This is a genomic window from Cupriavidus sp. KK10 (assembly GCF_018223725.1).
In the GTDB taxonomy this organism is placed as follows: Bacteria; Pseudomonadota; Gammaproteobacteria; order Burkholderiales; family Burkholderiaceae; genus Cupriavidus; species Cupriavidus necator.
The window spans coordinates 1921402-1935986 of sequence record NZ_CP073677.1; the positions used below are offsets into that span (position 1 = coordinate 1921402).

Sequence of the window (14585 nt, forward strand, 5' to 3'; positions counted from 1 at the left end):
GCATGAACGACGATACTCCCAAGGTGCTGACAGAGCGGCGCGGTCCGCTGCTCATCGTCACCATCAACCGCCCGCAGGTCAAGAATGCGTGCGATGCCGAAACCGCGGTGCAGATGAATGCCGCGATGGACCTGCTCGATGACGAAGAGAGCCTGTTCATCGGCATCCTCACTGGCAGCGATGGCAATTTTTCCACCGGCGCGGACCTGAAGGCCGTGGCACGCGGCGAGCGCGCCACCACCGACGACCGCGGCGGCTTCGGGCTGTTCCGCCGCCCGCCGCGCAAGCCGTTGATCGCGGCGGTGGAAGGCTATGCGGTGGGCGGCGGGCTGGAGCTTTGCCTGTCCTGCGACCTGATCGTGGCCGCGCGCAATGCCCTCATGGGCCTGCCGGAAGTGCGCCACAGCGTGGTGGCGGTAGGCGGCGGCCTGTTCCGGCTGCCGCGCCGCATTCCCTACCATATCGCGATGGAGTTGGCGCTGTCTGGCCAGATCCGCGACGCCGCCTTCTTCCATCAGCACGGACTCGCCAACCGTCTGGTGGAGCCGGGCACCGCGCTGCAGGAAGCCATCACGCTCGCCGAGGGCTTGCTGGTCAACGCGCCGCTCGCCATGGCCGCGAGCAAGGAAATCATGCGCCTCAGCGCCGACTGGACCGACGAGGAGGCCTGGCAGAAGCAGGCCCCGATCGCCGCGCGTGCCCTGGATTCCGAAGACCGGCGGGAAGGCCTGGCCGCTTTCGCGGAAAAGCGCAAGCCGCAATGGCGGGGCCGATGAGGTCCGCCATTGCAACCGGCGGGCTGGAGCTGCCGTGGCCGCGCTTGCGCCTGCCGCTGATCGCCGCGCCCATGCTGCGCATCAGCGGACCGGCGCTGGTGACCGCTGCCTGCCGCAACGGCGTGGTCGGTGCCTTCCCGACCGCCAACGCGCGCACGGTGGAGGAACTCGATCAGTGGCTGACGACCATCCGCGCCGACCTCGATGAGCGAGAAGCGGGCAAAGCCGAGCCGGCGCCGTTCTGCCCCAACCTGATCATCCGCCAGCCGCGGCTGCAGGACGATCTGGCCTGCCTGGTGCGCCATCGGGTGGAAATGGTCATCACCAGCGTGGGGTCTCCAGCCGCGGTGGTCGGGCCGTTGCACGACGTCGGGTGCATGGTGCTGGCAGACGTAGCCTCGGTCGCGCACGCCGAGAAGGCGCTGCAGGCCGGCGCCGACGGACTGGTGCTGCTCAGTGCCGGCGCGGGCGGCCAGACCGGATGGGCCAACGGGATGGCCTTCGCGCGTGCGGTCCGGGCTTTCTACGACGGGCCGCTGGTGCTGGCCGGTGGCATCTCGGACGGCCACGCGTTGTGGGCTGCCCGGGTGCTGGGCTGCGACCTTGGCTATATGGGCACCAAGTTCATCGCCACCGCGGAAAGCATGGCAGATGCACGCCACAAGGAGATGGTGGTGGCAAGTCGCCTCGACGACGTGCTGCGCACGCGCGCGTTCACAGGGCTCGATACCAACATGCTGCGACCTTCCATCGAGGCCGCGGGCCTCGACGCTGACGGGCTGGACGAGTCGGTCACGTTTGAAGAAGCCAAGGCCCGCTTCGGCGGGGGAAAGGCGCACGACAAGCCCAAACGCTGGAGCGATATCTGGAGCGCCGGACATACCGTTTCAGGGGTATCCGACGTTGGCAGCGTGGCTGCCTTGATCGCCACCACATGCAGGGAATACGAAGCCGCACGCTTGCGCACGCAAGCCCTGTTATCGGATCAGCCGCCGGCATAGCCCCGGTCAACCGCATAGCGAGCGCCGCCAGAGCGCCAACCAGGAGACAAAATGTTCAAGTCAAGCCATGCCGGCCGCCTCGTTGCGGGTCTGATCACGTTCGCCTGCACCGTGGTGCCTGCCATCGCAGCCGAATCCACATCGGGCTACCCGGCCAGGCCCATCAAGCTGATCGTGCCTTATCCGCCGGGCGGCGGCCCCGATGCGATCGCGCGCCCGCTCGCCCAGAAGCTGGGCGCCGCGCTTGGACAGTCCATCGTGGTCGAGAACCGGCCGGGGGCCTCGGGCATCATCGGCACGGACGCGGTGGCCAAGGCCGCGCCAGACGGCTACACGCTGCTCTACTCCATCTCCGGCCCGATCGTGCTCAATCCGCTGACCTACAAGAGCCTGCCGTACGATGCCAAGAAAGACGTGGTGGTGGTCTCTCAGGTGGTCAAGCGATCCCTGATCCTGCTGGTCAACGCGAAGGTGCCCGCGAAGACGCTGCAGGAGTTCGTGGCCTATGCAAAGCAGAACCCCGGGTCGCTCGCGTTTGCGTCCTTCGGTACCGGTTCCTCGGCGCATATCGCAGGCGAGTATCTGAACAAGAAGGCCGGTATCGACCTGGTCCACGTTCCCTACAAGGGCAGCTTCATGAACGATCTCGCCAGCGGGCAGGTGGTGGCCGGCTTCGGTGAACCCGGCTCCGCCAAGCCCCTGATCGATGCCGGCAAGATCCGCGGCCTGGCCATTGCCGGAAAGGACCGTTCCAGCCTGCTGCCTAAAGTCCCTACCTTCACCGAGCAGGGCATGCCGGCGCTGGAGTCGATGGTGGGTTGGCATGCAGTCTATGCCCCGGCGGGCACGCCCCCGGATATCCTGCAGCGCCTGAACGCGGAAATCGTCAAGATCGTGAAGACCCCGCAGATGGCTGCGCTGTTGCGGGAGCAGGGAGGGGAGCCTGCCGGCACGGGGCTGGCGGAAGCGGGCCGCGTGCTGGAAGAAGAGCGCACGCGCTGGCAGCAGGCGGTACAGGGGATTGGGGGTGTTACGGTGAACTGAAGACAGCCTGTGGGCGCCCGGCCTGACGAGGCTTCGTCCGGCTCGCCGCCCACAGGTGCGCCAGCCTCAACGCGGCTTGTCCGCGCCGGACCACTTGTCACGCTGTTTGCCGTTGGCCGGCCCACCTTTCCGTTGCATGTCGTATCAGGTCCGATCCTAAGCCTCTCTACCGATGTTGGCGGACAAAGAGTCAATCAAGGGACAAGAAGCCTCATTGCCATTGGCGTGGCATTGCCCAATGAGATTCTTCAGTTCCGCTCGCAATCGTCGCAAATCCTTCAATCTTTCCTCCACAAGACTGAGCTTTTGCTCGGCCAGTGCGCGGGCTGTGCTGCACGTCCCGCCATCGTTCTGTCGCAGCAGTACCCGGACTTCATCCAGGGTGAACCCGAGCGACTGGGCCTGGCGAATGAAATGAAGCCGCTGCAAGCTCTGTTGCGAATACTGTCGAATGGCGCCATAGGCACGCTCCGGCACCGGCAGCAGGCCGCACCGATGGTAGTAACGTACCGTCTCCACGCCAACACCAGCCGCCTTGGCCAGCTTCCCGATTGTTAGTGTGTGGTCCATCGCTTGACTCCGTACCTTGGTACGGACCTAGGCTACGCCTAAACGGCACATACGGGAAGGACGGATTGCGTTGCGATGGGCAACGCCGGAGATCGGGTTGCCAGGCACGGTGACCGTCTACTGCCCATCGGCCGTGAGGCAAAGAGAAATGATGAGCGCCGTCAAGCTGCAGTCAATCATCACCTGCCCCAAGTGCGCGCATGCAAAAGAAGAAACCATGCCCATTGATGCCTGCCAGTGGTGCTATGAGTGCGAGCGCTGCCACGCGGTGCTAAGGCCCAAGGCCGGTGATTGCTGCGTCTTCTGCTCGTATGGCACCGAAAGGTGCCCGCCCATGCAGCAGCAGTCTTGCTCGTGTGTTCGTTGACGCAGGTACAGCGATGCATGACGTACCCTCGATGCGGTTCCTCCCGGATGATCCCGGCTCTTACCCAGCCACGCATGTCCGCGGGAGCATGTTCTTGCTCGACAGTACGCGACGCCCGCTGTATGTCGCGGGAAACTTAGAGAGGGGTCATTATGCAATCGCGGATCATTCGCGTTCTACCCGCAGAAGATGGTTGGGCATTGGAATTCGGCGGCCTCAATATAAAAACCCAGAGATTTCCGACCATGGAAGCGGCAATCGCTGCGGGGTGGGAGGTGGCCATGCGAGAGAACGCCGAATTGCACATACATCGTCACGACGGGGATGTGCACTTGCGCAACGCGTGCGGCGACAAGCAACAGGAGCCGCAGCGGTGAGACCGTACTAGCGGTGAAGCGTGAAAGGGCTGTCAGCTGATCGAACTGGCTGCCTATCTGACGATCTAGCGAGCCTGTCAGATTTCTTGTGTGTTGAGGTCATGAGACGATATCGAAAGAAACGCCCTTATGACCGAAACAACAAGCATGACCAAGAAGAGCAAGAAATCGAGCGCACCGAAGCTGTTTCCGGATGAGTTGATCGATCAACTACTGGCTCAGGTACAGAACAAGGACGCCGAGTCGATTCTCGGTGAATCAGGCTTGGCCGGCCTGCTCAAGAAGCAGTTGGCCGAGCGTATGCTTGCCGCCGAACTGACGCACCATCTGGCCAGCGAGGCCAAGCAAGGCAAGAGCGGCAATCACCGCAACGGCAGCAGTGCAAAGACCGTCCTCACGCCCAACGGCGAGCTGGAACTGGACATTCCGCGCGACCGGCAAGCCACCTTCGAGCCGCAACTGGTCGCCAAGTACCAACGCCGGCTGTCCGGCTTCGACGACCACGTAATCAGCATGTATGCACGCGGGATGAGCGTGCGTGAGATTCAGGGCCATTTGCAGGAACTGTATGGCCTGCAGGTCTCGCCCGACCTGATTTCCACCATCACCGACGAAGTGCTGGCCGAGGTCGAACAATGGCAGCAGCGCCCGCTGGAGGCGATGTACCCCATTGTCTACTTCGACGCGCTGCGCCTGAAGATCCGCGACGAAGGCACCGTCAGGAACAAGGCGGTGTACCTCGCGCTGGGTATCCGCGCCGATGGGCGCAAGGAAGTCCTCGGCCTGTGGATCGAGCAGACCGAAGGCGCCAAGTTCTGGCTCAAGGTCTTCAACGAGCTGAAGAACCGCGGCCTGGAGGACATCCTGATCGCCGTGGTCGATGGCCTGCGCGGCTTCCCCCAGGCCATCGAGGCCGTCTACCCGGGCGCGCAAATCCAGACCTGTATCGTCCACCTGATCCGCAACTCGCTCAACCTGGCGAGCTGGAAGGATCGCAAGGGTCTGGCGGCCGCACTCAAGCCGATTTACCAGGCTGCCACGGCCGATGCCGCTGCCACTGCGCTGGATGCCTTTGCCGGCAGCGATTGGGGCCGCAAATTCCCGACGGTGGCCGACATGTGGCGGCGGCAATGGGAGCAGGTCATCCCGTTCTTCGCCTATCCGCCGGAAGTGCGCAGAATCATCTACACCACTAATGCCATCGAGAGCATGCACATGCAGTTGCGCAAGATCGTCAAGAACCGGGGCCACTTCCCCAGCGACGAAGCCGCCAGCAAGCTGCTGTACCTGGCCTTGCGCAACATCGAGAAAGATTGGAAGATGCCGCCCATCACCTGGAAACAAGCGGCCAACCAGTTCGCCATTCTCTTCGGTGACCGCTTCATCAACGCCCTACGCTGAGATCTATTTAACCGACCTCAGCACACAGAATTCCTGACACCTCCGATCTAGCTGACGTACGCCCACCCACAGCCTTGAGCGCCAGCAGCATCCGGTTGCCCTCCTCGGATGTAATGGCATGCTGCACCTCATCTACGATCAGGACAACGTTGGTCTTCGCCTTGTCGACCACTTCCGCCAGCGCCTGTGCCAGCGTGGCACAGGTCCACATAGATCAGGATCGCCCCGTCTGCCTCAAGAGCCGGGACGAGGTCATTGATCAAGAATGTCGTCTTGCCGGTGCGCCGCAGTCCGGACAGGAATAGGCCGGAGCGCAACCCTTCGTCCAAGACCCTAGGGCGCAGCAATTGCCGGGTCATCCGGTCGGCCAGAGCGGGGCGGCGATAGATGTTTGGCATAGTGCACTTATTTGGAATTATTGAATTTCAATAATTATTGCGATCCCATAATTCCCAATAAACCATGATCCCTGACCACGCCTATGGCCGCACTGGTAACGCAAAGGACATTGGATGGGGTGCTCGCTGTAAGTTCTTCGGGCTGTAGCAGGGCGCCCACGCCCCGCGTGCGTCTGCATCTATTCGACCGGAACTGGCCGGAGCGAATAGGCCGCATCACTCGTCGATAACGCGACCAGTATTTCCTGCCGACGTCATGCAGGCGATAAGAGACGTCGCATTCGGAAGAGGCGAGCGAAGCTTGCGGCAACTCAGGCGAGTGGGAAATCACTGAGTGAACATCGAAGCGATGCGAACGCCAGGCCCTCCCGACGATCGCCGCCTATGCCGCCTCGAAGGGAGCATTGGCCAAGCTGACGCGTGCGCTGTCCCTGGAAGCCATCGAGCATGGGATTCGCGTCAATGCAGTGGGCTCTGGCGATGTGGTGGCGAACATCACCAACCATATCCACGCCGACGGGCCTGCGTTCCTGGCCGAGCATGGAAAGAATGCGTAGATTCGCCGCGCCGCGCCGCCCGTGGAGATCGCGCAAGTGATCGCGTTCCTGGCATCGGACAAGGCCAGCTACATCATCGGCGCCGTGGTGATGGTCGATGGGGGCATGAGTGTCGCGCTGCCATGAGCGCGCCCCCCCCGGCTATCGGTTATCGCTGATCCGCCATCTGGATGATGATCTTGCCTTTTGCATGCCCGGTCACGCTTCTGCTCATCGCGTGCGATGCTTCGTCAAGCGGAAAGACCGAATCGACCTGCGTGCGCAGCTTGCCCGACGCATACAGGGCAGCGATCTCTGCGAGCTGCTGGCCGTCAGGACGGGTGGAGAAGCGTTTGCCCTCCGCGCCTGACGCACGGCAGCGCAGTATGTCTGGCTGACTGACGCTGGAGACGAGGACGCCGCCGGGCTTGAGGACCAACCACGATTGCTCCTGCGTGTAGCCACCGACCAGGTCGAGAACCATATCCGCCTGCGCGACCCGGCGGGCAAAATCCTCCGCGCCATAGTCGATCACGGCGGTTGCGCCCAGGCTACGCACGTAGTCGAGGTTGGCAGCGGAGGCGGTGCCGATCACCTCGGCGCCGGCCAGGGCGGCCAGCTGAACCGCTACGCTGCCGACACCGCCGGCCGCGGCATGGACGAGGATCTTCTGTCCTGTACGAAGGCCGCCATGTTCGAACAGCGCCTGCCATGCGGTCAGTGCGACGGTCGGGATTGCCCCGGCTTCAATCAGCGGCACATTCCCTGGCTTGCGCGCAAGCCGCTCCGCGCTGACGGCGGCGCGGGTCGCGTAGCCCCCGGCAATCCCGATGAACCCCATCACTTCGTCACCGGGTGCGAAGGTCGTGACATTGCGTCCCACCGCGATCACCGTGCCGGCAGCATCGGCGCCGGGCGTGAACGGTAGCGGTACCGGGATCACGCTGCGCATTGCTCCGGACACGATCTTCCAGTCGATGGGATTCACCGACGTCGACATGATGTCGACAAGCACCTCATTGTCGCCCGGGCGAGGATCCGCGACTTCGCGGAGTGCCAGATTCTGCGGGCCGCCGAATGCGTCGACTTGTATGGCTTTCATCAGATGCTCCTTGCATAGTCCACCGCGATGGGCGCGTCTAGCGCCACTGCGGCCTGAACCGGGTTGAAGTACTCGCGAAGGTGCGCGATCTTGCCGTTCCTGACGGTCAGGAAGACGACATATTCCTGTTCATAGGGCCGGCCGGTCGATCGGATCAGGCCTTTGGCACGCACCACGCCGACGGACATTCCTGGATCGGCCAGTGCCGAGACCTGCGCATCGTAGAAGCGGAAGCCGGATACCTCGCTGATGAACCACTGGGCATGCCTGATGACGGCTTCCCTGCCAGCCAGTTGACGCGGGTGGCCCAGGCTCGGCGCGTAGGGAAGATTCCACACGATGTCGTCGGCAATCAGTTCCTTCCACCGCTCGTGATTGTCCACAAGCGATTCGAAATGCTGGGTCAGTAGTGCTGCGGCGTTGTTCATGATGTTCCCCTGTGGAGCCTGCCAGCCCTTCGGCAGCGAAGGCCGTATCGACCGAGATCAGTTGGCGTGGGCCAGCCGTGTGGACGTCGTGTGGCGTTCGTCCAGGCTGAACGCGCCAGCGCCGTTGGCCACCAGTTGCAGGAGCCCGCCGGCCATGGCCAGGTTCTTCAGGAAGTGGAACATCTGGTTCTGGTCGCCGAGCGCGTGGTGGAAGATCAGCGCGGTTGCCACGGAGTAGACGGCAAGCATTGCCGCGACGGCGCGCGTGCGATAGCCGGCAATCAGGAGTGCGCCGCCTGCCAGTTCGAGCACCAGCGCGCCGGCGAAGCCCAGCGTCGGCGCAGGCAGGCCGAGCGATGTGATGTAGGCCAGGGTGGCACCCGGCGCTATCAGCTTGCCAACCCCACTGACAAGGAAGATGGCGGCGACAAGGATGCGGCCGATCAGTGGAAGGGATGAATGCGACAGGTTTTGCTTGGAGTTCATGATGGGTCCTCGATGGAGAGAGTGGAGAAGCGGCCTTGCAGATGGCATGAGGGGAGAGTAGGCGCTTGACATCCATCTTGGTAGCCTATATTTGTAGATGTTATCCATCTATGGAGTAGATACATGCTCGATGGCGTCTCGTTGGACCAGTTGCGCACCTTTATTGCCGCCGCCGACGAAGGAAGCTTCTCCGCGGCGGGCCGCAAGCTGCGGCGCGCGCAGTCGGTGGTGAGCCATACGCTGGCCAACCTGGAGGCGCAGATCGACGTGCGCCTGTTCGACCGGGGTGGCCGCTATCCGCGCCTCACGGAGCAGGGCACCGCCCTGCTGGCGCAAGCGCGCCTGGTGGTGAGCGGCATGGATGGGTTCAAGTCCAAGGCACGCGCCATGGCGGAGGGGCTGGAGCCCGAGTTGTCAGTGGTCGTGGACGTGATGTATCCGATGGCTTCGCTGACCGGGGCCGTGGGGGAGTTTCGCGAAGCCTTTCCCCATACGCCGCTGCGCCTGTACGTCGAGGCGCTGGGGGCAGTCCTGCGGCCGGTGCTCGAGAACGTTTGCCGGCTTGGCATCAGCGGCTCCATGCCGGTGGTTCCGCAGGCGCTGGAAGCCGAAAAGCTGCTCGATGTGCCAATGGTCACGGTCGTGGCGCCGCAGCATCCGCTGGCGGCAAGGAAGAGGCTGATCCGGGCAGCCGAACTGGAGGATCACGTCCAGTTGGTGCTCACGGACCGGACCACGCTAAGCGAGGGAAGGGCCTACGGCGTGTTCTCCCCTTTGACCTGGCGCCTGGCCGACCTTGGCGCGAAGCATGCATTCCTGCGCGCCGGCTTTGGCTGGGGACATATGCCCGTGGCAATGGTGCAGCCGGATCTCGACCAGGGCACGCTGGTGCCACTGAGACTGGAGAGCTTTCAGCCCCGGACCCCACCGATTGCCATGTTTGCCGTGTATCGCAAGGACGCGCCGCCGGGCCCCGCCGCCCGGTGGTTCCTCAAGCGGCTGAAAGGGACGTCGGCGCGCGACTGAACGGTCATGCTAGGTATTTGTGGGGTTAGAGGATTGGGGATCCGCATTGTGCTCCCCCACCTGAGCCACAAAATCCTCCCCCTCCGGCAACCCCAGCGAGAACCTCACCGGAAAATTCACAGCAATCCCGCCTTCCCCGGGCACCGGCCGAACCACGTCCCGCGCCTGTACATGCGGATCCTCAAACAGCGCCGTCGCCCCCAGCACCGGCGAGAACGGAATATCCAGCGGCCCGAAGAACGCCTCCCACTCGGCCAGGTTGCGCGTGCGGAACACCGCTGCCATCAGGTCATTGACCTCAACCTTGTGCCCGTACCGCACACCACGCGTGTCAAAGCGCGGATCGCGCAGGGCAGGGAACTCATCGCCCAGCGCCTCGCACAGGTTGACCCAGAATTTGTTCTCCAGGATGCCCATCGCCAGATGCCGGCCATCACGTGTTTCGAAGAGATCGTTCTCCGGCATCACGGTAGGGGATGCTTGGGGCGATGCCTCATGCCCGCGCGCGGCCCAGGCGCCATGGGCGGTCCACGACAGGATCGCGTCATGGATCGAGACGTCCAGATGTTGACCCTGTCCATTCTGGCGCGCACTCATGATCGCCACCGCAAGCGACAGCGCCGCGTAACCGGATGCGGCGTAATCCGACACCCGCACGCGCGGGCGCGAGACCGTATCGTGCACCTGCACCGGCGTCGCCCAATATCCAGCCAGCGCCAGGTAGTTCAGGTCATGCCCGGCGTGGCTGGCATACGGGCCAGTCTGGCCAAAGCCAGAGACCGAACACAGCACGATAGCCGGATTGACCGCCGCCAGCGCTTCATAGCTCAGCCCAAGCCGCGCCATCACGCCGGGGCGGAAGCCTTCCACTACGGCATCGGCATTGCGCACCAGGTCAAGGAAGGCCTCACGGCCTGCATCGGTCTTCAAGTCCAGCGCAATCGAGCGCTTGCCGCGGTTGAACTGCGCAAACACCGTTGGACCAAGCTGCCGCGCGGTGTCGCCGGTGCCGGGCTGCTCCACCTTGATCACATCCGCGCCTAGTTGTCGCAGCAGGCTGCATGCATGCGGACCGGGCAGCAACTGGCTGACGTCGATGATGGTGACGTCCTTGAGGCAGGACCATTCTGGCTTCATACAGGGCCTTGGGGGGAGAAGGGAAGAAGGGGTGCCGCACGCGCGGAAGGTAGCGTGCGGCGCGGGGCGGGCAGGACGCTCAGCCCAGGTCGCCAACCATGCCGATCGACTTCATCAGGTCGCCGTAACGCGCGTTGTCGCTGGCGACCAAGGTGGCGAACTGTGCTGGCGAGGCGCTGCGGCGCAGCTCGCCGGCATTGGCCTTGAGCTGGGCATCGAACACGCCGGCGCTTTGCAGGGCACCGATCGCGGCGTGCAGCTTCTGCGCCAGTTCGGCCGGGAAGTTGGCCGGTGCGAACAGGCCGCTCCAGTTGTCGATGACAAAGCCCGGGGGCAGGGCTTCGGCCATGGTCGGCACGTCCGGGAAAAACGGCGAGCGTGCGGCCGCAGTGACGGCAAGCACCCTGACCTGGTTATTGCGTACGTACTGTGTCGCGGTGCCGAGCACGGGCATGCCGAACTGGGTTTGTCCGGTCAGCATGGCGGTGATGATCTCCGGCGCACCCTTGTAAGGGATGTGCACGGCGTCGCAGCCGGTCTGGTGCAGCATGGTTTCCACCGCAAGATGGGCGATGCTGCCCTTGCCGCCGGAGCCGTAGTTGAACTTGCCCGGCGCCTTCTTCATGGCGGCGATCAGTTCGGCAGCGGTCTTGTAGGGCGACGAAACGGGCACCACCAGCGCGGACGGTCCGCCCGACAGGGCCGTGATCGGCGTGAAATCCTGCGCCGGGTCATACGGCATCTTGCGGTACATGTGCACGTTGATCACGTGCGTATTGGCCAGGATGCCCAGCGTATAGCCATCGGGCGCGGCACGGCGCAGCGCACTGGCGCCGATGATGCCGCCGGCGCCGGGCATGTTCTCGACCACCAGCGGCTGGCCGAGCTTCTTGCCCATCTCCGCCGACAGCGTGCGGGCGACGTTGTCGGGCGTACTGCCGGCGATAAACGGAACGATCAGCCGGATCGGGCGGTTGGGGTAGCTGGATGATGCATTGGCGGCGCGGGCCGGCAGCAGCAGGCTGCCCAGCGCGGCGGCGCCGGCGGTGGCAAGCCAGTTTCGGCGGTTCATGCTTGGTCTCCGTGGTCTTGTCGTATGGTCTTCTCGCCGGCGGCGACCGTGCCGCCGGCACGCTCAGGCCTTCTGCTGCTGCAGCGGTTCCAGGATAGCGCGCGCAATGGTGTTGCGCTGGATCTCGCTGGTGCCGGTGAAGATGCGGAACATGCGCAGTTTGCGGAAGGTCTGCTCCACCGGGTGGCCGCGCGTGACGCCGACATTGCCGTGGATCTGCACGGCCTTGTCCGCCACCTCGAAGCAGCGCTCCGAGACAAAGAGCTTGCACGCCGCGGCCTTCATGCGCAGGTCGGCGCCGGCATCGGCCAGCGCGGCGGTATGCGTGATCATGCTTTCGCAGGCCCACAGCGCGGCGGCCATGTCGGCCAGCATGTGCTGGATCGCCTGGAAGCGCGCGATCGGCCCGCCGAACTGGCGGCGCTGGCCGGCGTATGTCACCGACGACTCATATGCCTTGGTGGCCAGACCCAGCATGCTGGGGCAGTGCAGCAGGCGGTTCACGTTGATGCGCGACATGCCCAGCTTGAAGCCGTTGCCTTCGCCGCCAAAGATATTGGCGCGCGGCACGCGCACGTTCTCGAAGCGGATGTCGCCGTCGATATGCTGGCCCGACATCGGCACGTACTCGTTGCTCACCGTCACGCCCGGCAGGTCCAGGTCGACCAGCACCGCGGTGATGGCCGGCGGCGTGGTGGTGGCGTCGGTCACGCACATGACGATGGCAAAGTCGGCGAATGGCGCACCGCTGATGTAGTGCTTGCCGCCGTTGATGAGCAGCTCGTCACCATCGGCCACGGCCGAGGTCCTGATGCTTTGCGCGTCGGAGCCGGAATGCGTTTCCGTCAGTGCGAAGCAGGTCGACTTCTCGCCGCGGATCACGGGCTCGAAGTAGCGCTTGAGCTGGTCGGGCGTGGCGTACTTGAGCATATTGCCCACGCGCGGCGGGCCGCCCAGGTCGCCCAGCACGTGCGCCGCCAGGGTGGAGCCGCTGGCGGCCAGGTCGGCCTTGAGCGCGCATTGCTCCTGGATGTTCAGGCCCTTGCCGCCGAGCGATGTCGGCAGGCAGGCGGCGTAGAAGCCCAGCTCGCTGGAGCGGCGCCAGACCTTGCGCAGGGTCTCGCGCGGCCATGGGTCTTCAGAACCCAGGCCGAGTTCCTGTTCCAGCGGGCGCAGCTCTTCGTCGATAAAGCGGCGGATGCCGGCGCGGGTTTCCAGCAGTACGGGATTGGTCAGGTGATCGAACATGGCGGGCTCCTTCAGCTCAGTTCTCAATTCACGCGGCGCCCGACGCCTTGCCAGTAGCGTTCGCGCACGATCTTGCGGGCCAGCTTGCCGCTGGCGTTCTTGGGCAGCTCGGCGACAAAGTCCACCGAGCGCGGCGACTTGTAGTCGGCTATGCGCTCGCGGCAGTGCGCGATCAGCTGCTGGGCGGTGGCCTCGCGCCCGGGGCGCAGCGTGACCACGGCCTTGACGCTTTCACCCCAGGTGTCGTCCGGCACACTGATGACGCACGCTTCCAGCACGTCGGGGTGCTGGTACAGCGTGGCTTCCACCTCGGTCGGATAGACGTTGAAGCCGCCGGAGATGATCATGTCTTTCTTGCGGTCGACCAGGTACAGGTAACCGGCCTCGTCCACGCGCGCCATGTCGCCGGTGTGCAGCCAGCCGTCGATGACGGTCTCGCGCGTCAGCGCGGGCTCGTTGAAGTAGCCGTGGAACACGTCTTCGCCGCGGATCACCAGTTCGCCGATCTCGCCCACGGCAACCTCCTTGCCTTGCTCGTCGACCACGCGCACTTCGGTCTCGCCGAGGGCGCGGCCGCAGGAGGCCAGGCGCTCAGGGTGGTTGGCGATGGCGTCGGCATGGTCGGCGGTGGACAGGCGCGTCACGCCGGAGGTCGATTCGCTGGCGCCATAGCCCTGCGACAGGATCGGGCCGATGCGTTCCCAGGCCTCGCAAATGCGTGCCGGCGCCATCGGCGCGGCACCGTAGGCCAGGGTCTTCAGGCTGGACAGGTCGGCCTGCGCCAGCGTGGGCTCGGCCAGCAGCATGTTGATCATGGCCGGGACCATGAACACGTGGGTGATGCGCAGCCGCGCCACCTCCGCCAGGAAGTGCGCGGGCTCGAATTTCTCGAACAGCACCAGCGTGGCGCCCTGGTACAGGTAGGGCTGCATCAGCATGCCGGAGGCGTGCGTGACCGGCCCGATCAGCGCCAGCCGGTCGCCGGGGCGGGCCGGGCGGTCCATGCCGGACACCATCTTGCGCAGCGCCGCCATGCGGTTGCCGTAGCTCTGCATGGCAGCCTTGATCTTGCCGGTGGATCCGGACGAGAAATGCAGCACGGCCAGGTCGTCGGGGGCAGGGGTGATGTCCGGCGGCGTGGTGCCGGCGTTGGCCAGCAGCGCTTCATATTCGACATAGCCCGCCGGCGCATCGCCGATGGCGATAAAGGTCTCGATGCTGCCAAAGCCCGCCGTGGTGCGCGCATAGCCGGTGTAGCCGGGGCCGGCGATCAGCACGCGCGGGGTGCAGTTCTCTACCACGTCGCTGGCCTCGGCCGCGGTGAAGCGCGGGTTGAGCGCCGCCTTGACCAGTCCGGCCTTGTACAGCGCGCATTCCAGTTCGACCAGCTCGGGCCGGTTGCGCGACTGCACCGCCACGCGGTCGCCGGGCTGCAGGCCCAGTGCCAGCAGCGCATTGGCCAGGCGCGTGGAACGTTCGTCCAGCTGGCGATAGGTCACCTCCCGGTCCTGGTAGAGGATGGCGGGCTGGTCGCCCCAGTAGCGCGCGGCGCGGCGCAGGAAATACGCGAAACCCATGCTGTCTCCGTTGATGCTTGATGATCCTGGCGAGCGCTT

15 protein-coding genes and 1 pseudogene are annotated in these 14585 nt (G+C 64.6%); 8 read left to right on the forward strand and 8 right to left on the reverse strand.

Annotation, left to right across the window (positions count from 1 at the left end; genetic code table 11):
- Positions 1–2: 2 nt before the first annotated feature.
- Genes KB879_RS09300 through KB879_RS09310 form a run of 3 tightly spaced genes read left to right on the forward strand, consistent with a single transcriptional unit; the run spans position 3 to position 2821 of the window.
- Positions 3–776, forward strand: coding sequence for a crotonase/enoyl-CoA hydratase family protein (locus KB879_RS09300; RefSeq protein WP_211981072.1), 774 nt, complete (start codon positions 3–5; stop codon positions 774–776).
- Positions 773–1777, forward strand: a complete 1005-nt coding sequence (locus tag KB879_RS09305) for a nitronate monooxygenase family protein (protein WP_148271650.1) — start codon at positions 773–775, stop codon at positions 1775–1777. The genes KB879_RS09300 and KB879_RS09305 overlap by 4 nt, the downstream gene beginning before the upstream one ends.
- Before the next feature lie 51 nt (positions 1778–1828).
- Positions 1829–2821, forward strand: a complete 993-nt coding sequence (locus tag KB879_RS09310) for a tripartite tricarboxylate transporter substrate binding protein (protein WP_013952543.1) — start codon at positions 1829–1831, stop codon at positions 2819–2821.
- Between the two features lie 156 nt (positions 2822–2977).
- Here KB879_RS09310 and KB879_RS09315 read toward each other — a convergent pair whose 3' ends face one another.
- A complete protein-coding gene (locus tag KB879_RS09315) occupies positions 2978–3391 on the reverse strand; it encodes a MerR family DNA-binding protein (protein WP_013952544.1) in 414 nt (137 codons plus the stop codon).
- A 151-nt stretch (positions 3392–3542) separates the two neighbouring features.
- Here KB879_RS09315 and KB879_RS39270 point away from each other — a divergent pair, with 151 nt between their 5' ends.
- From KB879_RS39270 to KB879_RS09330, 4 genes and pseudogenes are all read left to right on the forward strand, one after another.
- Positions 3543–3758, forward strand: coding sequence for a GDCCVxC domain-containing (seleno)protein (locus KB879_RS39270; RefSeq protein ID WP_080569613.1), 216 nt, complete (start codon positions 3543–3545; stop codon positions 3756–3758).
- A 152-nt stretch (positions 3759–3910) separates the two neighbouring features.
- Positions 3911–4135, forward strand: a complete 225-nt coding sequence (locus KB879_RS09320; protein WP_041228584.1) for a DUF2188 domain-containing protein — start codon at positions 3911–3913, stop codon at positions 4133–4135.
- A 147-nt stretch (positions 4136–4282) separates the two neighbouring features.
- Positions 4283–5536: an IS256 family transposase gene (locus tag KB879_RS09325; RefSeq protein WP_211982153.1), complete on the forward strand. Its 1254-nt coding sequence runs from the start codon at positions 4283–4285 to the stop codon at positions 5534–5536.
- 757 nt (positions 5537–6293) lie between these two features.
- Positions 6294–6617 (forward strand): annotated as a pseudogene (locus KB879_RS09330) (SDR family oxidoreductase); the annotation flags it as partial.
- Between the two features lie 22 nt (positions 6618–6639).
- On the opposite strand, the gene KB879_RS09335 reads toward KB879_RS09330, so the two are convergent.
- From KB879_RS09335 to KB879_RS09345, 3 genes are read right to left on the reverse strand one after another with little or no spacing between them, the layout of a single operon-like run.
- Positions 6640–7572 carry an NADP-dependent oxidoreductase gene (locus tag KB879_RS09335; protein ID WP_211981074.1) on the reverse strand — a complete coding sequence of 311 codons (933 nt, stop codon included), beginning with the start codon at positions 7570–7572 and terminating at the stop codon, positions 6640–6642.
- Complete coding sequence (locus KB879_RS09340) at positions 7572–8000, reverse strand: nuclear transport factor 2 family protein (protein WP_013952550.1); 429 nt, start codon at positions 7998–8000, stop codon at positions 7572–7574. Before KB879_RS09340 ends, KB879_RS09335 begins: the two co-directional genes overlap by 1 nt.
- Positions 8001–8057: 57 nt before the next feature.
- Positions 8058–8486, reverse strand: coding sequence for a DoxX family protein (locus tag KB879_RS09345; protein ID WP_013952551.1), 429 nt, complete (start codon positions 8484–8486; stop codon positions 8058–8060).
- Between the two features lie 123 nt (positions 8487–8609).
- Between KB879_RS09345 and KB879_RS09350 the strand changes: the two genes are divergently transcribed.
- On the forward strand, positions 8610–9512 hold the full coding sequence (locus KB879_RS09350) for a LysR family transcriptional regulator (protein ID WP_013952552.1): 903 nt from the start codon (positions 8610–8612) through the stop codon (positions 9510–9512).
- A 9-nt stretch (positions 9513–9521) separates the two neighbouring features.
- Here KB879_RS09350 and KB879_RS09355 read toward each other — a convergent pair whose 3' ends face one another.
- From KB879_RS09355 to KB879_RS09370, 4 genes are all read right to left on the reverse strand, one after another.
- Positions 9522–10649, reverse strand: a complete 1128-nt coding sequence (locus KB879_RS09355) for a CaiB/BaiF CoA-transferase family protein (RefSeq protein WP_211981076.1) — start codon at positions 10647–10649, stop codon at positions 9522–9524.
- Positions 10650–10728: 79 nt separating this feature from the next.
- The gene (locus tag KB879_RS09360; protein WP_013952554.1) at positions 10729–11721 is read right to left on the reverse strand and encodes a tripartite tricarboxylate transporter substrate binding protein; all 993 of its coding nucleotides are present in this window, start codon (positions 11719–11721) and stop codon (positions 10729–10731) included.
- A 63-nt stretch (positions 11722–11784) separates the two neighbouring features.
- Complete coding sequence (locus KB879_RS09365) at positions 11785–12969, reverse strand: acyl-CoA dehydrogenase family protein (protein WP_211981078.1); 1185 nt, start codon at positions 12967–12969, stop codon at positions 11785–11787.
- A gap of 23 nt (positions 12970–12992) precedes the next feature.
- The gene (locus KB879_RS09370) at positions 12993–14546 is read right to left on the reverse strand and encodes an AMP-binding protein (RefSeq protein WP_153955692.1); all 1554 of its coding nucleotides are present in this window, start codon (positions 14544–14546) and stop codon (positions 12993–12995) included.
- Positions 14547–14585 lie beyond the last annotated feature (39 nt).